The organism is Azospirillum mesophilum, from assembly GCF_053470405.2.
On record NZ_JBPXMQ020000001.1, the window covers coordinates 396,597 to 414,776 of the forward strand.

General features: G+C 69.3%; 13 protein-coding genes. 6 read left to right on the forward strand and 7 right to left on the reverse strand.

Going from position 1 to position 18,180, the window contains the following annotated elements:
* Positions 1–4: 4 nt before the first annotated feature.
* On the reverse strand, positions 5–955 hold the full coding sequence (locus ACSVC7_RS01945) for a M14 family metallopeptidase (protein WP_448204155.1): 951 nt from the start codon (positions 953–955) through the stop codon (positions 5–7).
* Between the two features lie 248 nt (positions 956–1,203).
* Between ACSVC7_RS01945 and ACSVC7_RS01950 the strand changes: the two genes are divergently transcribed.
* Positions 1,204–2,070, forward strand: coding sequence for an N-formylglutamate amidohydrolase (locus tag ACSVC7_RS01950; RefSeq protein ID WP_448204156.1), 867 nt, complete (start codon positions 1,204–1,206; stop codon positions 2,068–2,070).
* 180 nt (positions 2,071–2,250) lie between these two features.
* Here ACSVC7_RS01950 and ACSVC7_RS01955 read toward each other — a convergent pair whose 3' ends face one another.
* The 5 genes from ACSVC7_RS01955 to ACSVC7_RS01975 form a co-directional block, all read right to left on the reverse strand.
* Positions 2,251–3,105, reverse strand: a complete 855-nt coding sequence (locus tag ACSVC7_RS01955) for an NAD kinase (RefSeq protein WP_448204157.1) — start codon at positions 3,103–3,105, stop codon at positions 2,251–2,253.
* 119 nt (positions 3,106–3,224) lie between these two features.
* Complete coding sequence (gene moaA / locus ACSVC7_RS01960) at positions 3,225–4,262, reverse strand: GTP 3',8-cyclase MoaA (RefSeq protein WP_448204158.1); 1,038 nt, start codon at positions 4,260–4,262, stop codon at positions 3,225–3,227.
* Positions 4,263–4,447: 185 nt separating this feature from the next.
* The gene (locus ACSVC7_RS01965; RefSeq protein ID WP_448204159.1) at positions 4,448–6,514 is read right to left on the reverse strand and encodes a 4Fe-4S binding protein; all 2,067 of its coding nucleotides are present in this window, start codon (positions 6,512–6,514) and stop codon (positions 4,448–4,450) included.
* Positions 6,515–6,826: 312 nt separating this feature from the next.
* Positions 6,827–8,704: a response regulator gene (locus ACSVC7_RS01970; RefSeq protein ID WP_448204160.1), complete on the reverse strand. Its 1,878-nt coding sequence runs from the start codon at positions 8,702–8,704 to the stop codon at positions 6,827–6,829.
* Positions 8,705–8,819: 115 nt separating this feature from the next.
* Positions 8,820–9,332, reverse strand: coding sequence for an MmcB family DNA repair protein (locus tag ACSVC7_RS01975; RefSeq protein ID WP_448204161.1), 513 nt, complete (start codon positions 9,330–9,332; stop codon positions 8,820–8,822).
* A gap of 181 nt (positions 9,333–9,513) precedes the next feature.
* On the opposite strand from ACSVC7_RS01975, the gene ACSVC7_RS01980 reads away from it, so the two are divergent.
* The 4 genes from ACSVC7_RS01980 to ACSVC7_RS01995 all read left to right on the forward strand — a co-directional run bounded on the left by ACSVC7_RS01980 (position 9,514) and on the right by ACSVC7_RS01995 (position 16,721).
* A complete protein-coding gene (locus ACSVC7_RS01980; RefSeq protein ID WP_448204162.1) occupies positions 9,514–10,962 on the forward strand; it encodes an ATP-binding response regulator in 1,449 nt (482 codons plus the stop codon).
* Between the two features lie 231 nt (positions 10,963–11,193).
* Positions 11,194–13,434, forward strand: a complete 2,241-nt coding sequence (locus tag ACSVC7_RS01985) for a sensor histidine kinase (RefSeq protein WP_448204163.1) — start codon at positions 11,194–11,196, stop codon at positions 13,432–13,434.
* Positions 13,435–14,090: 656 nt separating this feature from the next.
* Positions 14,091–15,488 carry a bifunctional enoyl-CoA hydratase/phosphate acetyltransferase gene (locus tag ACSVC7_RS01990; protein WP_448204189.1) on the forward strand — a complete coding sequence of 466 codons (1,398 nt, stop codon included), beginning with the start codon at positions 14,091–14,093 and terminating at the stop codon, positions 15,486–15,488.
* A 24-nt stretch (positions 15,489–15,512) separates the two neighbouring features.
* On the forward strand, positions 15,513–16,721 hold the full coding sequence (locus tag ACSVC7_RS01995; protein WP_448204164.1) for an acetate/propionate family kinase: 1,209 nt from the start codon (positions 15,513–15,515) through the stop codon (positions 16,719–16,721).
* A gap of 171 nt (positions 16,722–16,892) precedes the next feature.
* Here ACSVC7_RS01995 and ACSVC7_RS02000 read toward each other — a convergent pair whose 3' ends face one another.
* Positions 16,893–17,249, reverse strand: coding sequence for a hypothetical protein (locus ACSVC7_RS02000; protein ID WP_448204165.1), 357 nt, complete (start codon positions 17,247–17,249; stop codon positions 16,893–16,895).
* 409 nt (positions 17,250–17,658) lie between these two features.
* On the opposite strand from ACSVC7_RS02000, the gene ACSVC7_RS02005 reads away from it, so the two are divergent.
* The gene (locus tag ACSVC7_RS02005; RefSeq protein ID WP_448204166.1) at positions 17,659–18,099 is read left to right on the forward strand and encodes a CBS domain-containing protein; all 441 of its coding nucleotides are present in this window, start codon (positions 17,659–17,661) and stop codon (positions 18,097–18,099) included.
* Positions 18,100–18,180 lie beyond the last annotated feature (81 nt).

Sequence of the window (18,180 nt, forward strand, 5' to 3'; positions counted from 1 at the left end):
GCGGTCACGGCACCAGCCGGCCCAGCCGCACCGCGGTCTGCCCGGCCTTCGGACGGCGTGCGGGCATGATCAGCACGCAGTCGTCGTAGGGGGTGACCACCGCCCGCCCGCCGTCCCGGCCCAGCGGGGTTCCGGCGCGCGGAATGATCTCCATGCCCACATAGCCTTCGTTGAAGGTGAAGTCCTCCGTCGCGGCGGTGACGGCCTCGGTCACCTCCACGACGCGCTGCGGTTCGTCGTGCCGGCGCAGGAAGGGTTCGGCTACGGCGGGGGCGATCATCTCCTGCGCCAGCAGGAAGCGCAGGCAGCTTTCCAGCGCGACCGCCGCCGTCTCCGCCAGCCAGTGCTGGCCGCATTCCACCAAAACGGCGGTGCGCTCCCCTTCGGGCGTGGCGAAGGGGCCGTAGTCGATCAGGCGGCGCCCGGCCGCGTGCCCCTCGTCCGCGACGATCCAGGCCGGATGGCCGAGCCGGCGGGCCAGTCCGCGCCCGCGCTCCGTCCGGCCGCACAGGATCAGCGGCGGGGTGTCCGCGGTCATGGAATGAAGGTCGAGGATCGCGTCGGCGGCGTCGAACACCGGCCGCAACTGGCGGGCGCGGCGCAGTTCCACGCTGGTGCGCGGGCCGTCCAGCACCTCCGGCGACCAGACGCGGTTCATGTCCTCGTCCACGAAGCGGGAGGCGAAGGGGCGTTCCGGATCGAAGGCGCGATAGGCGGCCGTGTTGGCGAAGGCCAGGGTCAGCCGGCCCCGGCTGGGCGTGATCCCCCGGCGGAACAGCGTGTCGAGCGCCACCGCCCCGCCGATCTCGTTGCCGTGGACCAGCGCCACGATGACCGCGTGCGGCCCCGGCCGTCCCCCGTCCAGCGTGGTGACGTGGTCGATCCCGGTGTTGCCGTGCCGGTAGGGTTCGATGTCCGGCGGCGTCAATTCGATGCGGGGCAGGGGTTCGGTCACGCGGATCTCGCGATTCGGGCGATTTGTCAGGCGCCTGTCGTCGAGACGGCAGTATGGCGAAGACCGCGACGGCGCGCCAGCCCCGCCGTCGTTCCGACCGGTCTTCTTTGGGCCATCCCACGATCCGTGTTCATGACAGTTGCCTTACCGTTCCGTGACGGTTTTGAATCGACGCCAATTCGACCTTCGTCTATATCCGACCCGTCCGTTGGGGCGCCATCGACGCATTGGGGATACCGGGTTCAGCCATGAGCTTCGTGATCGAGGACGTCCTCGTCCGCAGCGATCCGACCGGCCGGCGCGTGCCGGTGCTGTTCGACTCGCCCCACAGCGGCGCCGTCTATCCGCGCGAATTCGCCTTCGCCTGCCCGCTGCCGATCCTGCGCCAGGCTGAAGACACCCATGTGGACGAGCTGTTCGCCCGCGCGCCGGACCATGGCGCGACGCTGCTCTGCGCCCTGTTCCCGCGCAGCTTCATCGACGCCAACCGCGCTGTCGACGACATCGACCCCGCCCTTCTGAACGGCCCCTGGCCGGAGCCGCTGAACCCCACCGAGAAGAGTGCGGCGGGCATGGGCCTGATCCGCACGCTCTGCCGGCCGGGGATGCCGATGTACGACGGCCGGCTGACGGTGGCGGAGGTGGTGGACCGGATCGAGCGCTACTACCGCCCTTACCATTTCCAGGTCGCCGGCATCCTGGACGGGCTGGCCGCCGATTTCGGCGCGGTGTGGCACGTCGACTGCCACTCCATGCCGTCCGCCGTCGGGCGGGGCTCCGGCCGCAAGTCCGGCCCGGACTTCGTCATCGGCGACCGCGACGGCACCACCAGCGAGCCGGAGTTCGTCGATCTGTTGGTCGAGGTGCTGCGCGGCTTCGGCTACACGGTGGCGGTGAACGATCCCTACAAGGGGGTGGAACTGCTCGCCCGCTACGCCGACCCGGTGCGCGGGCGCCATTCCGTCCAGCTTGAGATCAACCGGCGCCTCTACATGAACGAGGACACGCTGGAGCGCCACGACGGCTTCGCCCGCCTGCGCAACGACCTCGACATCCTGATCCACCGCATCTGCGCCCACGCCGAGGCCAACACCGTCCGCCGTGCGGCGGAGTAAGGCGCTTTTAAGCGGATCTTGATCCGCTTTGGACCGCGACGGCGGGCCCGGACGCCCGTGCGTCCGAAGCCCGGCCTATCGCGGTAACTTCGTTACCGCTGGCGGCAGGCGGATGCCACAGGCATCCGCTGAGAGCCCGCGAGTGAGGCCATTTGAATCTGAAGCGAACAAAAGTTCGCTTCAGGGCGTGAACTGCTCCTTGAGGATGCGTTCCTCGAAGTTCAGTTCCGGATCGAACAGCAGGGTCAGGGAGACGTCGCGGGCCTCCTCCACATCCACGCGGATAACCTCGCGCACCTCGGTGGAGTCCGCCACGGCGCTGACCGGGCGCTTGCCCTCTTCCAGAATGTCGAAGGTGATCTTGGCCGTGTGCGGCAGCAGGGCGCCGCGCCAGCGCCGGGGGCGGAAGGCGCTGATCGGCGTCAGGGCCAGCACGCCGGTGCCCAGCGGAATGATCGGGCCGTGGGCCGACAGGTTGTAGGCGGTGCTGCCGGCCGGCGTCGCCACCAGCACGCCGTCGCAGATCAACTCCGGCAGGCGGACCACGCCGTCCACCGTGATGCGCAGCTTGGACGCCTGCCGCGTCTCGCGCAGCAGCGACACCTCGTTGATGCCCAGTGCCTCAATCCGGTCGCCATTGCACCGGGTCGCCAGCATGCGCAGGGGGTGCAGCGTCACATGCTGGGCGTTCGCCAGCCGCTCCGGCAGGTCGTCCTCGCGGAAGACGTTCAGCAGGAAACCCACCGAGCCCCGGTTCATGCCGTAGACCGGCGGCGGGTTCTTCCCGTCGCGCTTCAGCGCCCGGTGCAGCGTTTCCAGCAGGTGTCCGTCGCCGCCCAGGGCGACGACGATGTCCGCTTCCTCCAGCGGCACGTTGCCGTACCGGTGCACCAGCCGCGTGCGTGCGCGGCGTGCCTCCTCCGTGTCGGCGCAGCAGAAGGAAATGCGGACATCGGCCGGCTTGCCGCTCGACCGGTGCGGGGCCAGCGGATCGGCAAGGGGATGAACAGGCGGGTTGGCGGCGGTTTCGGTCATGGTCCAATGACCATAGCGCAGGACCGGGACCTTAAGAAGCCCGGCGCGGTCATAGCCGGGGTGATTGCGGATCGTGGAAAAAACCTTTTCCCGCCCTTCGGCGGGAAAGGGGGAAACGCTCACCCGCCCGTCACGCTCATGTGGCGGGGCACGGCCGGGCTCTTGTGGCGGCGGTCGATGATGAAGTCGTGGCCCTTGGGCTTGCGCGCGATGGCGTCGCGCACGGCGTTCACCAGCAGATCGTCGTCGTCGCTCATGCGCAGGGGCGTGCGCAGGTCGGCGGCGTCCTCCTGGCCCAGGCACATGTAGAGCGTGCCGGTGCAGGTCAGCCGCACGCGGTTGCAGCTTTCGCAGAAATTGTGGGTCAGCGGCGTGATGAAGCCGATGCGGCAGCCGGTCTCGCCCACGCGCACGTAGCGGGCCGGGCCGCCGGTGCGGTAATCGATCTCCTCCAGCGTCCAGCGCTTGTCCAGCTCCGCCCGCACCATCGACAGCGGCAGATACTGGTCGAGCCGCGCGCTGTCGCCGATCTCGCCCATCGGCATGACCTCGATGAAGGTCAGGTCGAAACCGTGCTCGCCGCACCAGCCGACCAGCCGGTGGAACTCGTCGTCGTTCACACCCTTCAGCGCGACGGTGTTGATCTTGACGGCAAGCCCGGCTTCCTTGGCCGCCATCAGGCCGCCCAGCACCTTGTCCAGCCGGCCCCAGCGGGTGATGGCCTGGAACTTGTGCGGGTCGAGCGTGTCCAGCGACACGTTGATGCGCTTGACGCCGGCCTCCACGAGGTCGCCGGCGTACTTGAACAGCATCGTGCCGTTGGTGGTCAGGGTCAGCTCGTCCAGGTCGCCGGCCTTCACATGGCGGCCCAGGCTGTGGATCAGCTCGTGGATGCCCTTGCGGACCAGCGGTTCGCCGCCGGTCAGGCGCAGCTTGCGGGTGCCGAGTTTCACGAAGGCGGAGCAGACGCGGTCGATCTCCTCCAGCGTCAGCACTTCCGCCTTGGGCAGGAAGCTCATGTCCTCCGCCATGCAGTAGACGCAGCGGAGGTCGCAGCGGTCGGTGACGGAGACGCGCAGATAGCTGACGGTGCGCCCGAACGGGTCCACCAGCGGGGGAAGCGCGGGCGCGGACGCGGTCGGCGGCAGGGTCGTCATCGGCGGGCTCCTCCCCAAAAGCCTGTGGTTCTGTCCGGACAGGCGATTATGCCGCCACGCCCACATTCCGAATATAGGACCTTGGTGCAAGAAATTCGCCCCCAACGTCCGTGTGGTTCAAGACAGCACGGCGCGCGCGGCGGGGTCTTGATGCGGATCAAGCCCCGCCCACGCTGCCCCTGCGGTCAATGGACGCTGCCCGTGCCCTCCGGGTCGGCGCCGCGTGCCAGTTCGCGTTCGCGCAGGTAATCCTCGGTGGTGCGGGGGCCTTGCGGGGCGCCCAGCGCGAAGGGGGCGTCGCCCTGTTCGAACTGGTCCACCACGCGGCAGTCGCCGCACATGCGCATGCGGTTGGCGGCTTCCGGCGTGGCGAACATCGCGTGCTTGCCGGCCAGCGCCGCCACGATCTTGTCGATGGAGGACTTGGTGGCGAAGGGCTTGCCGCACTTCACGCAGCAGAAGGGCTCCTCCTCCTTGATGACCCGGGCGCCCCGCGCGCCGTCGCGGAAGTCGATCTCCGGCACCAGGGAAATGACCTTTTCCGGGCAGGTGTTCTTGCACAGGCCGCACTGCACGCAGGCGTCCTGGGAGAAGGACAGCATCGGCTTGTCGGCGTTGTCGAGCAGCGCGCCCGTCGGGCAGGCGCCGACGCAGGACAGGCAGAGCGTGCAGCCCTCCACCATCACCTGCACGCGGCCGAAGGGCGCGCCGGGCGCCAGCGGCAGCACCTCCACCGGCTCCGGCGCCACCTTGTGCAGATGGCGCAGCGCCAGCATGGTGATCGTCCGCTTGCCGCCCATGGGCAGGAACAGGCCGGGTGCGGCCGCGGGCTGGCGCGGCAGGCTCCACAGCTCCGCCTCCACGGCGTCGGGATCCCGCGCGTCGATGATCGACACGCGGCCGGAGCCGTAGCCGAGCCCCGCCATGGCCGTCTCGATCAGCCCGATCTGGCTGGCGAGCCCCGCCGTCTCGCCCGCGTTGCCCGGCCCGACCAGCACGCGCACCTGCGCGGCGCCGAAGGCCATCGCCGCCGCGAACACGTCGAAGCCGATCTGCGTCACCTCGTTCACCGCGAAGGGCAGCACGCGGGCCGGCAGGCCGCGCCCGTGCCGCGCCATCAGCGAAATGACCTCGTCGCCGTGGCGCGGGTCGTGGACCAGCAGCACCGGCTCGGTCCCGCCCGCCTTGGCGTAGGTGGACAGCAGCGTGCGCAGCCGTTCGTACACCGTCTGAAGGGGCGGCAGGGCGTAGGTGCTGGCCCCGGTCGGGCAGACGGCGGCGCAGGAGCCGCAGCCGGCGCAGATGTGCGGGTCGATGGCGACATGGTCACCGTTCGGCGTGATGGCTCCGGTCGGGCAGACGTCCAGGCATCGGGTGCAGCCGGTCTTGCGGCTGCGCGAATGGGCGCAGAGGTCGGCCTTGAAATCGACGTAGCGCGGCTTCTCGAACTCGCCAACCAGATCGGCGGCCTCGAACAGCGCCTTCGCCACGGCGGCCGGGCTGTTGGGGTCCGGGCGCAGGTAGCCGTCGCGCTTGCCGTGCGCGGGGAACAGCGGCGTGCCGCCGGTCAGGTCCAGGATCACGTCGCAGCGGGACGAGGCCCCCTGCCGGCCCGGCTCGAAACCCAGCGCCGCGCGGGAGAAGGGCAGGGCCGGCGCGTAGTCGTCCACCACAATCTCGAAATTGCCGAGCCAGCCCTTGGCGGCGCGGATCGTGCCCTTGAAGACCGGCACGTCCATGACGCGCGGCGGAGCCACGTCCTTCGGGTTCTTCAGCAGGACCGTCACGTCGAGGCTGGAGGAGAGCTGTCGCGCCGCCTCGATGGCGCGCTCGTCGGTGCCGTAGACGAGGCACGTGCCTTCCGACGTCAGGGTGATCGTGCCGGTCGGCGGGATGTCCATCGCCGCCTCGGCCAGCAGCGCGGCAATTTTCGGCAGGGCCTGCGCGCCCTCGTCCGACCAGCCGGCGCGCTCCCGGATGTTGGTGAAGGCGATGGCGGCATCGGGATTGTCCTCCCCGGCGATTTCCCCGAACAGCGGCGCTTCCTGCGTGCAGGCGACCAGCAGCGGGCCGCTCTCCTTCACGCCCATGTTTTTGATTTGGGCTTCGAACCGGTCGAGCTGCGCCCGGCAGAGCTGCGTGGCGACGGTCGCCTCGCCATCCGCCCCGCAAGCCTTCGCCAGCGCCCTCCCGTCGAGCGCCATCGTGTGCGCGCAGTCGCAGACGAGCACCGTCCGGCCGTTGATCTTCATGGTCAAATCCCTTCGCCACCCACCCAAGCCGGTCGATGCGGATAACCGGCCGCGCGTTCCTTATCTGTACATATCCATGCCGGCGCAGGGTTGCGAACGGAAAATTTCAGCCGGGTGGTGGAGTCGTGCGGGATCCTTGATGGACAACAGGGCTTACACGGATTTCACGGATTTCTTGATGGTTGTCTGGCCCGACGCCTCGGGCGGGACCATAGCTTGGCAAGAGAAATCTCCGTGAAATCCGTGTCTAAATCCGTGAAATCCGTGTGAATTCTGTTGTCCGCCAACGCCGCGATCTCCGCGCCCATACCCTCACACGCCCGCCAACTGCCCCTCCAGCGCCTCCAGCGCGGGGACAAAAGTTGCGTCCAGCGCTTCGCGCAACCCCGCCGGATCGCCGTCGCCTGTCTCCACGGCACGCTCAAGCGCTTGGGCGGCGCGGCGCAGTGCGGTGCAGCCGTAGAGGCCGGACACGCCGGCGATCTTGTGGGCCATGGCGCTCACGGTCGCCATGTCTCCCGCCTCCCAGGCCTCCGCCAGCGTGGCGTGGTACTGGCGCAACGTGGTGACCGTGCCGCCGATCAGCGTGGCGACCCGCTCGGCCGGCAGATGCTCGCGCATCTGGCGGATGGCGCCCTCATCGAAGACTTCGGAAGCGTCGGCGCTGACGGAAGCGGCGGGGGAGGGAGCGATGGCGTACAGCCGCTCCAGCACGGGTTGCAGCGTGTCAAGCCGCAGGGGCTTCTCCACGACCGCGTCGGCCCCGGCCTCCAGGCAGCGTTCCGGGTCGCCGGGCACGGCGCTGGCGGTCAGCATGACGATGCGCATAGCGGAGCGGCCAGACAAAGCGCGGATGCGCCGGGTTGCCTCGATGCCGTCCATTTCCGGCATGCGGAGGTCCATCAGCACGAGGTCGTAGCGTTCCTTCTCCACCGCCTCCAGCGCGGCGCGGCCGTCGCCGGCCAGGGTGACCGTGTGCCCGGCGCGGCGCAGAAGCGCGGTGGCGGCCATCTGGTTCACCGGCTCGTCTTCGGCCAGCAGGATGTGCAGCGGCGGCACTCCGTCCTCGACGCCGGCCTCTTCCGAAGGCTCGTCCGGCGCGTCCATGGTCATGGGGGGCTTTTCCTGGGGGGTGGTGTCCGGGTGGCGCCGGACCAGCCGTAGGAGGCAGCCGCCGACCGCGAAGACGGTCAGCCCGCTCAGCAGCCCGAGAAGGGCCGGCCCGGCGGCCAGTCTGGTCAGCGCCCGGTCGCGGTCGGCCAGCACCGCGTCGCGCCGGTCGCGGGCTCCGCGCTCGGCCTCCGCGGCGATTTCGTCCGCACGCTCGCGCAGGGCGCTGGCCGCGCTGGAGGCGCCAGCGGCAAGGCGCGCCTGCTCCAGCCGCAGCGCGAAGAGGTTGCCGCTGTCCGTTCCCAGGGCCGCCAGTTGGCGGGCGGCCTCGACGCGGCGGGGGCTGAAGGGGTCGATGGGCAGCGCGTCCAGCGCGGCCAGCAGCGCGTCGGCGCCCTTGCGGAAGTCGGCCGCCGCGCCGGCGGACGGCGTGGGCGAGAGCCCGGCAGCGAGCAGCTGCGCAGCCAGCGACCGGCCGTGCGCCTCGATGGCGCTGCGCGCTTCGCCGGCGGGCAGGGACGACAGGGCGGCGGCCAGAGCTCCGCTCCGGGCGGGGATCCGCTCCAGCAGCGCGCGCAGATCGCGCTCCAGCGCCAGCCGGCGGTCCACGGTCTCGTTCAGCTCCTCCACGCCGGCCCGCATCGCCGCGATCGATCCGCGCAGGACCGCGAGGTGCTCTCCGGTCGGGCCTATTCCGTCCGGTTCGCTCGCGCTGCGGATCAGGGCTTCCAGCCCGTCGCCGAGTTGCTGCGCATACCGGTTCAGGGCGGGGTGGATGGCTTGGCGGTGGGGCGCCGTCGGGGCGTTTTCGAGCTGGGTCACGGCGCTGGAGAGCGCGCTTGCCGCGTCGGCCACGCGCATCAGTTCCAGCGTCTCATTCAGGGCGCGCTCGACGCGGTTGCGCAACAAGGCGTCCACCGCGGCTGTGGCGACCCAGGAGGAACCGCCCGCCAGTCCGCCGGCCAAGGCGGCCGCCAGCGCCAGCGCGCCGACCCGCGCCCGCCAGCCCCGGCGCGGCGCCGTCGCGTCCTGTCCGGCGCCCTCCCGGACGTCCACTGCCCCGACGCCTTTCGCGTGCATTGCCGTCCGACCTGTTCCATCCGTCCCGCCCGTTATACCGGCTCGCGACGCGATTTCCACAGCCCTTCGATTTTCACGGCCCTTCGACGGACCAGCCCTTCGGCGGAAGGGAGCGTCAGAGCGGCGAGCGGTCCTGCGAGAAGGCGGGATCCTCGATGCGGTGCAGGCGCGACGCGCCGGTCATGGCCGCCCGCAGGATCAGCGTCTTGCGCCGGGCGGGGGCGAGCCGGCGTTCCGGCGCCTCGCGCAGGATTTCCGCGCCATAGGCGTCGGCGACCATCAGGCCGCAGTCGTCGGGGATCAGTTCGGTGGGAAAGGCGTCGTCCACGGCGAAGTAAAAGGCGTCGCACCATTCCAGATACTCCGGCCATTTCTGGTCGGAGCGGAAGTCGGGCACGCCGCTCTTCACCTCCACGATGACGACGGTCCCGGAATCGTCCACCGCCAGCACGTCGGCCCGGCGCCCGCTGGCCAGCCGGAACTCGGCTAGGCTGACGAAGCCGCGCGCGGCCAGCGCCCGTCGCACCCCGCGGAAGATCGGCGCCGCGCCGCCCTCAAGGCCGGGGGCGTTTGGCGAAGCATCCTCAGGTGTAACGTCGGTCATCGTGATTTGGGTGGAACGCTTCATGAACGAAGGGGCCACCATGAACCGACTTCGCCGCCTTGCCAAGGGGGCAAATCATGGAACCAAGGGACAAGAGGGAGGCTCTGCCGAACGGCCGGCTTGATCCGCGCCGCCGGACTCGTAGCCTAAAGCCCCGAAACACCAAGCATATCGACAACCGAGCATGCCAGGAGATGCGCGGCCCGTGACGAACGAGGAAGAAAACGGCGGCGGGCAGCCGCATCGCCCGGACGGCGGTCCAAGGCGCGACCTGATCCTGGTCTTCGATCCGGCCCGACGGCTGGCGTCCTGGGATCCGGCGGCGGCCACCCTGCCCGGAGCCGAGGGCCGGCTGGTTCGCGGCGCCCGGCCGGAGGAACTGGCGCCGCTGCTCGACGCGCTCGGCGCCGGGGTAACGACGACCGACCGGCCGCTGGCCGATGGCGGATTCGTGCGGCGCCTGTCCTTTGACGGGGAGCCGGGTGCGGGGAATGGGGCGGACCTGTCCGGCCGCCTGTTCGCCGCGGCCAGCCACGAGCTGCGCCAGCCGTTGGCCGCCCTGTCGCTGCTGCTCGGCGCGCTGGAAGGGCGCCTCGGCGTGGGGCGCGGCGGGGCGTCGCCGGACTCCGCCATCGTGGATCTGGTCTCGGCCATGGGGAACGCGATCCAGTCCATGCGCGGCATGGTGGACGGCCACTTCGATCTCGTGCGGCTGGAGGCTGGGCTGGTGCAGCCGGACCTCGGCAGCCCGGTGGTCAACGGCATTCTGACGCGGATCGCCCTGGACGCCGCCCCGCGCCTCGGCGGGCGGGGGCTGCGCTTTTCGGTGCTGCCCTGCTCGGTCCGGGTGCGCACCGACCCGTCGCTGCTGGAGCGCATCCTGCAAGGGTTGATCGCCAACGCGCTGGGCCACGCGGAGCGGGGGCGCGTCGTGCTCGGCTGCCGGCGGCGCGGCCCGGACCTGCGGATCGAGCTGTGGGCCACCGGGCGCGGTCTGGCGCCGGACCAGCTCCACGCCCTGCGCGCGGCGCTGCACAGCGACGGCGGGGAGGCGGAGGCCGGCGGGGCCGTCGACCTCGGCCTGCGGCTGGCGCGCGGTCTGGCGCGGCGGCTCGGCCACCGGCTTGAGATCGAGTCGGTCGCCGGGCGCGGGACGATGGTCGCCGTGGTCGTGCCCCGCGCCGCGGAGGGGGAGGAGGATGCCGCGGAAACCGCCGCCCCGCCCGCCACCCCGCCCGCTGACGGCCCGGCGCCGGGCGACGACGTCAGCCGCGCCCGCGTGCTGGTGATCGAGGACGACTCGATGGTGCTCGACGCGCTGACCGCGCTGCTCGGCCAGTGGGGCTGCGCCGTCGTCGGTGCCGAGTCGGTCGATGCCGCGCTGGCGGCGCTCGGCCCCGACCCGCAAGCGCCCGATCTGGTCATTTCCGACCTGCGCCTGAAGGGAACGGCCAACGGCATCGTCGCGATCCGCCAAGTCGCCAAGGCGCTGGACTCCGAGGTTCCAGGGCTGATCCTGACCGGCGACACCGACCCCATGCGCCTGCGCGAGGCACGCCTTTCGGGCTATCCGCTGCTGCACAAGCCCGTAGCGCCGCTCGCGCTGCGTGCCGCGCTCGCCCGCCTGCTCGGGCGGGAGCGCCTGCGCTCGTAACACGCAATGCCCGGCTGCGCGCGGAAAAGCGACATGATGCATTTCTCACTGTTACAAATCCGTAACCCAGCGGTTAGCAGAGTTGTCCCAATGAAATTCACTTGAGCGGGACTTCGGAGAGTTTTGGATTGCTTCTACCCTTTCGGATGGTCATAGGTCTTTTCCGTTTTCGAATTTTCGCGTGAATCGTTATAATTTGCTGCCCGTATCGATTCCGGCAGGAACAGTGGCATGTGGTCTGGACAACGCAGGGGACGGGGAACTCTGGCCGTACCGGTGCTGATTGCCGCCGGTCTGCTGCTGTCCGCCGGCGCGTTCGTCCAGATGCACAGCGCCAGCCGGGAGGCTGACCACGCCTTGGTCGAACGGCAGTCCATCCAGCTCCGCGACGCGCTGAAGGAGCGGATCGACAGCCAGGCCCTGCTGCTCCGCGCGCTGCGCGCGGCCTTTTCCGGGCCGGTTCCGGTCACCCGCGACGGTTTCGCGACGGCGATCCGCCCGATGCTGCCCCTGTTCCCCAGCCTGGAGGCGGTGGCTTGGGCGCGCCGCGTCGGCGTCCGCGACGTGCCCGCGCTGGAGGCGGAGATGCGGGCCGCGGGCCAGCCGGGCTTCACCGTCCGCAACGCAACCGGGACGCCGCCCACCAATCAGCCACCCGGCGACGACCTGTTTGTCATCACCATGATGGAGCCGGAGCGGATCGGCCCCCTGGACAACGGGCTCTTCGGCGCCGGTCTGGAGATCGCCTCGCTGGCTGGCCGGACGCCGCTGCTGGAGCACGCCTGCGCGACCGGAGAGACGGTCGCGACGGAGGCGGTGGCCCCGCTGGGGCGCGAAGACACGGGGCGCAGCTTCATCCTGTATCTGCCGGTCTATCGTCACGTCGCCGATGCGGTGGATCCCAGCCGCCGTTGCGCGGATCTCGCGGGCTACATGGGCTCCGTCTTCAGCATCGACCGGCTGCTGGACGAGGTGTACGACCGGGTGGATCCCATCCGGGGCGACGTCTACCTGCTGGACCGTTCGGCGCCCGATGGTGGCCGCGTGCTGGCCGCGCTGCACGCCGGCGGTGGACTCCCGGCGAGCCTGCCGCCGTCGACCGAGGCTGAATTCGGTGGCGCGTCCGCCTTCCGCCACGACCTGAGCATCGGCGGGCGGCGCTGGGAACTGGTGATGGCGGTGCCGCCGTCCCCGCTGTTCGCCCGGTCCGACTTCCCGGCCTGGATGGTGCTCGCCATGGGGCTGCTGCTGACCGTGGGGCTGGCCGGCTACACCCGGCGCGAGGCGCAGGCCAAGCGCCTGCTCCAGACCGAAGCGCGCGCCCGCGCCGCCATGGCCCGCGCGCTGCGCGAAAGCGAGGAGCGGTTCCGGCTGGCGTTGCGCCATTCGCGGGTCTCGGTCTTCAGCCAGGACCGCAACCTGCGCTACATCTGGATGTACAACCCGCAGACCGGCCGCCCGGCGGAAACCTACATCGGCCGCGACGACGCCGAACTCCACGCGCCGGAGGACGCTGCCTTTCTGGAGTCGGTGAAGCGCTCCGTGCTGGAAACCGGCATCGGCGCGCGGGAAGAGGTGCACTTGACGTTCGGCGGCCGCGTGCAGGTCTTCGACCTGATCGTGGAACCGCTGCGCGATGACGCGGGCCTCGTGTCCGGCGTGATCTGCGCGGGGATCGACATCACCGAAGGCGTGCAGATCCGCCAGGCGCTGGCCGAGGCGCACGCGGACGCGGAACGCGCCAACCAGGCGAAGACGCGCTTCCTCGCCGCGGCCAGTCACGACCTGCGCCAGCCCTTCCAGGCGATGAGCCTGTTCCACCACATTCTGACGGCCAAGCTGACCGACCCCAAGCAGCGGGAGGTCGCCCACAAGCTGGGCGAGGCGCTGGCCGCCGGAAACACGCTGCTGAACACGCTGCTCGACACCTCCGCCCTGGAGGCCGGCAATGTGAAGCCGCGCCCGGTCGTCCTGCCCGTCCGGGACATCACCGACCGGCTGGCCCGCGAATTCGCGGAGCAGGCCGCCGGCAAGGGGCTGACGCTGCGCGCGGTCCCGTCCTCCGCCTTCGTCCGCAGCGACCCGGTGCTGCTGGAACGCATGGTGCGCAACCTGCTGGTCAACGCCCTGCGCTACACCGGCAGCGGGCGCATCCTGCTGGGCTGCCGGCACCGGGGCGACCGGCTGCTGATCGAGGTGTGGGACACCGGCCCCGGCATCGCGCCGGACCACCAGCAGCGCATCTTCGAGGACTTCTACCGCTGCGGCACCGACCAACGCGACAGCGGCGGCGGGCTGGGGCTCGGCCTGTCCATCGTCCGGCGCACGGCACAGATCCTCGGCCACCGGGTGGAGGTGCGGTCCCGAGTCGGCAAGGGAACGGTCTTTTCCATCGCCGTCCCCCTGATCGGAGACCGGCACCGCCCCGTGCCGGAGGACGCCGAACCTTCCCCGGCCGTCGCGCCGGTGTGATCAAAATCCCAACATTGCCACACACGGCCGCTCCCGCTCCTTGAGAGCGCGGAGGACGTCGCGCGCATTCTGCGTGTGCGCTGCCGCAAGCCCAGATGTGCGCCGCAGCGGAGCCGAGCGCCCGAATCGCCGCTCGTCTGCCCAGTTCCCGGCAAGTTTCCGTCCCCGGACAGGCCTGCTTTTGCACAATTCGGTCGCAGTATGAGATTCTTACTGAAAAGTAAACATGCCGTGGTCTTACATCGGCCTTGATTTAGGTCATTCGACGAGGACTTGGTCTGCTGTATCACCAAGTCCAGGCGAGACTTCCGCCGATGGGCGAAGTTCGCCGGTGCCGGAGACGGTCGGGGTGCCGACGGCGGGGCGACGGGGGTGCGACAATATTGCACCGCAACAACCCGGATAAATTGTCCCAGTCTGTCATAACCGTTTCACGGAGCCGCGTTATCCAAGGCGCCCCACCGGTCCCTCGTGCCGGCCCCATTCCGGGGGCGGCGAGGGGGACCCAAGAATGTCAGGCCACGGCCGTTTCGGAACGCCGTCGGCCGGGAGGATTCGGTCAAGGATCGAGGGATCCCAGCCGTTATCCGTTTAGGAGCTTCTCTATGGACACCGCCACCGACACCAACGACCTGGGCAAGAACGGCGCAGCCGCCATGATCGAGAACGTCACCTTCGAAGAGATCCAGATCGGCCAGCAGGCGAGCCTGTCGCGGCGGCTGACCCAGTCGGACATCGAGCTGTTCGCCACCGTCTCGGGCGACATCAATCCCGCGCACCTGGACGAGGAATACGCGGCGGACAGCCTGTTCCACAAGGTGATCGGCCACGGCATGTGGTCGGGCTCGCTGATCTCGGCCGTGCTGGGCACGCTGCTGCCGGGTCCGGGCACGATCTATCTGGGCCAGGATCTGCGCTTCAAGCGCCCGGTCGGGCTTGGCGACGTCATCACGGTGACGGTCACCGCCAAGGAAAAGCACGACGAGAAGAACATCGTCGTCTTCGACTGCACCGCCCGCAACCAGGACGGCAAGGAGGTCGTCTCCGGCCTCGCCGAGGTGATCGCGCCGACCAAGAAGGTCCGCCGCGCCGCCCACGAGCTGCCGCAGGTGCAGGTGATCCGCCACGACGGCCATGACGACCTGCTGCGCAAGGCGGAGGCTCTGCCCCCCGTCCCGACCGCCGTCGTCCATCCCTGCGACGAAAGCTCGCTGAAGGGCGCGGTCGAAGCGGCCGAGGCCGGCCTGATCGACCCGGTGCTGATCGGCCCGGCGTCCAAGATCCAGCAGGTCGCCGAGAGCCACGGGCTGGACATCGGCCGCTACCGCATCGTGGACGTGCCGCACTCCCACGCCTCCGCCGAGACCGGCGTCCGGCTCGCCCGCGTCGGCGAGTGCGAGGCGGTGATGAAGGGCAGCCTGCACACCGACGAACTGATGGCCGAGGTCGTCCGCAAGGAAACCGGCCTGCGCACCGGCCGTCGGCTCAGCCACGTCTTCGTGATGAACGTGCCGACCTACCCGCGCACGCTGCTGATCACCGACGCCGCGATCAACATCTATCCGACGCTGGAAGACAAGGTCGACATCGTCCAGAACGCCATCGACCTCGCCAAGGTGCTGGGTGTGGAGACGCCGCGCGTCGCCATCCTGTCGGCGGTGGAGACGGTGAACCCGAAGATCGCCTCGACCCTTGAGGCCGCCGCGCTCTGCAAGATGGCCGACCGCGGCCAGATCAAGGGCGGCATCCTCGACGGCCCGCTGGCCTTCGACAACGCCATCAGCGCGGAAGCCGCCAAGACCAAGGGCATCACGTCCGACGTCGCCGGAAAGGCCGACATCCTGCTGGTCCCGGACCTGGAGGCCGGCAACATGCTGGCCAAGCAGCTGTCGTTCCTGGCGAATTCCGACGCCGCCGGCATCGTGCTGGGCGCGCGGGTTCCGATCATCCTGACCAGCCGCGCCGACAACGTCCGCACCCGTCTGGCGAGCTGCGCCGTCGCCGTGCTGTCCGCCGCCGCCCGCCGCCGTGGCGCCGCCACGGCCGCCGAGTAACGGCAAAGCGAAGAGGATCTAGGGATGAGCAAGGGCAACGCCATCCTCGTCATCAACGCCGGCTCCTCCAGCCTGAAGTTCTCGGTCTTCCGGGAAACGGGCAGGGAGTCGGTGGCGGTGGCGATCAACGGCCAGATCTCCGGCATCGGCACCGAGCCGAAGTTCGAGGCCAAGGACACCAACAAGCGCCTTCTCGCCGAACGCGCCTGGACCGCCGGGGAGCCGTCCGACCGCACGGCCCTGCTGCGCTTCCTGCTCGACTGGATCGAGGAGCATCTGGAGGGTGCGAAGCTGGTGGCCGCCGGTCACCGCGTCGTGCACGGTGGCACCCGCTACGCCGCCCCCGTGCTGCTGACGCCGGAGGTGATGGCGGAGCTGGAGGGCTTCGTGCCCCTGGCGCCGCTGCACCAGCCTCACAACCTGGCCGCCATCCGCGCGCTGGGCGAGGCGCATCCGGAGCTGCCGCAGGTCGCCTGCTTCGACACCGCCTTCCACCGGGGCCAGCCCTGGCAGTCGCAGATGTTCGCCATCCCGCGCGAACTGACGGACGAGGGCGTGCGTCGCTACGGCTTCCACGGCCTGTCGTACGAATACATCGCGCGTCGCCTGCCGGAACTGGCGCCGTCGCTGGCCGGTGGCCGGGCCGTCGTCGCCCATCTGGGCAGCGGCGCCAGCATGTGCGCGATCCACGCCGGGCGCAGCATCGACAGCACCATGGGCTTCACCGCGCTCGACGGCCTGCCGATGGGCACCCGCTGCGGCAACATCGACCCCGGCGTGCTGATCTACCTGATGCGCCAGAAAGGCATGGACGCCGGCGCCATCGAGAAGCTGCTCTACAACAAGTCGGGCCTGCTTGGCGTGTCGGGCGTGTCCAACGACATGCGCGCCCTGCTGGAGAGCACGGATCCGAACGCGGCGGAGGCGGTGGAGCTGTTCTGCTTCCGCATCGCCAAGGAAACGGGCGCGCTGGCCTCCTCCATGGGCGGCATCGACGCGCTGGTCTTCACCGCCGGCATCGGCGAGCGCTCCGCCCCCGTGCGGGCGCGGGTGGGCGAGAAGCTGGCCTGGCTCGGCCTGTCCATCGACGCGGCGGCCAACGAGGCGAACAAGCCGCTGATCTCCACCCCGGACAGCCGCATCCCCGTCTACGTCATCCCGACTGACGAGGAGCAGATGATCGCCCTGCACACGCAGGAAGTCCTGGAACAGGCTGCTCTTGCCGTGGCCTGAGCGGAGTCGCAACGAAAAGGCCCGCCGTCGCAGGACGGCGGGCCTTTTTCTTTGTGGAGTCGTAGGTTGGGTTAAGCGCAGCGCAACCCAACATGTCCGCCTTCGCCGTGTTGTTGGGTTGCGCCTGCGGCTTAACCCAACCTACGGCGCGAACCTACGGAATGCCTGTCCTTACAGCCCCTTCCAGAGCCGCAGATAATCGATCAGCTTGCGCTCGTAGAAAGGCTGCGGCGACTGGTAGCGGGCGACGAGGCCCACCTGCTCGTCCATCTTCACGACGACGCCACGGCAGGCGAACTCGACGGGTTCGTTGTCCAGTTCGAAATACATCCGGAAATCGAACTGCTGCTTGGCGATCAGGTCCCCGTCGTAGGGGCGCAGTCGGAACGACCCGAGCGCGAATTCTTCCGGCGTATACTCGTGGCGGTCGATGCGAACGAGAGGCGGATTGGCGGGACGTTCCTTGGGAGGAACCTTGGTGGCGGCGCCGCTCTTGCCACGTCCGCTTATTTTCGACAGCCACGACATGGCGGAGCCCGCCCTTTCCAAACAAACCCGTTACCTGAAACCGAAATCCCGGGAGTTTTCGGATAATTTTCTTTAGCAATGGTTAATGGCTCCGGCGTTCCTGATGCAGGCGCGATTTCCCGTGCCAAGCCTTGCCTTGGCGTCCACTGATGGGCGGATTTGTCGCATGTTGCCAAGGCATGGCAACCATGCCGAAAATTTTCCCCCGCAATGCTCGTCTGTGATAGCGAAAGTGATTACGCTTTCTCTACTTTCAAGCTTCTGCGCACGACAAGACTAGAAACGCGCCGCTTCTTCGCAATTGCAGCAAACCATTGCGCGGTTGCAAAAAGACAAGCAAGGCAAGGGGTTGCGTTCAACGTTCCCAAAGCAGGACCATTCCGATCTCGACTGTTGGAGGAGGGCAGCCATGATGCATCGCAATGTCGGAGAGCTTCTGAGCCAGCGCCGTGTCGTCAGCCTTCCGTCGGGCGCGACGGTCCGCGAGGCCGCGCGCCGGATGAAGGCCGCGCATGTCGCCTCCATCGTCGTGACCGCGCCGGTGGACGAGGAGATCGAGGGCATCTTCACCGAACGCGACCTGACCGACCGGGTCGTCGCCGATGGTCTCGACCCCGACGGCACGCCGCTGTCGATGGTGATGACGCCGTGCCCGATCACCGTGGACGTGGACACCAGCGTGGCCGAGGCGCTGCGCCGGATGGCCGGCAACGGGCTGCGGCACCTGCCCGTCCTGCAGCAGGGCCATGTGGTCGGCGTCGTGTCCATGCGCGACATGATGGGCGAGGAACTGATGGTCCTCGAACGCGAAAAGGACATGATGGACAGCCTGACCGAAGTGATAATGTAGGCTGTCCCGCTTACAAACGCCGCCTCTCGGCCGGGGGAGCGGCGTTTTTTGCGCACCGCAGCGACGGCGTTGCGGCGTACA

Bases quoted from the DNA above. Each gene is read 5' to 3' on its own strand.
- ACSVC7_RS02000 (WP_448204165.1), bottom strand. From the start codon at position 17,249: ATGTCGTGGCTGTCGAAAATAAGCGGACGTGGCAAGAGCGGCGCCGCC.
- ACSVC7_RS01970 (WP_448204160.1), bottom strand. From the start codon at position 8,704: ATGCACGCGAAAGGCGTCGGGGCAGTGGACGTCCGGGAGGGCGCCGGA.
- ACSVC7_RS02005 (WP_448204166.1), top strand. From the start codon at position 17,659: ATGATGCATCGCAATGTCGGAGAGCTTCTGAGCCAGCGCCGTGTCGTC.
- ACSVC7_RS01950 (WP_448204156.1), top strand. From the start codon at position 1,204: ATGAGCTTCGTGATCGAGGACGTCCTCGTCCGCAGCGATCCGACCGGC.
- ACSVC7_RS01955 (WP_448204157.1), bottom strand. From the start codon at position 3,105: ATGACCGAAACCGCCGCCAACCCGCCTGTTCATCCCCTTGCCGATCCG.
- ACSVC7_RS01995 (WP_448204164.1), top strand. From the start codon at position 15,513: ATGAGCAAGGGCAACGCCATCCTCGTCATCAACGCCGGCTCCTCCAGC.
- ACSVC7_RS01990 (WP_448204189.1), top strand. From the start codon at position 14,091: ATGATCGAGAACGTCACCTTCGAAGAGATCCAGATCGGCCAGCAGGCG.
- moaA (WP_448204158.1), bottom strand. From the start codon at position 4,262: ATGACGACCCTGCCGCCGACCGCGTCCGCGCCCGCGCTTCCCCCGCTG.
- ACSVC7_RS01985 (WP_448204163.1), top strand. From the start codon at position 11,194: ATGTGGTCTGGACAACGCAGGGGACGGGGAACTCTGGCCGTACCGGTG.
- ACSVC7_RS01965 (WP_448204159.1), bottom strand. From the start codon at position 6,514: ATGAAGATCAACGGCCGGACGGTGCTCGTCTGCGACTGCGCGCACACG.
- ACSVC7_RS01975 (WP_448204161.1), bottom strand. From the start codon at position 9,332: ATGAAGCGTTCCACCCAAATCACGATGACCGACGTTACACCTGAGGAT.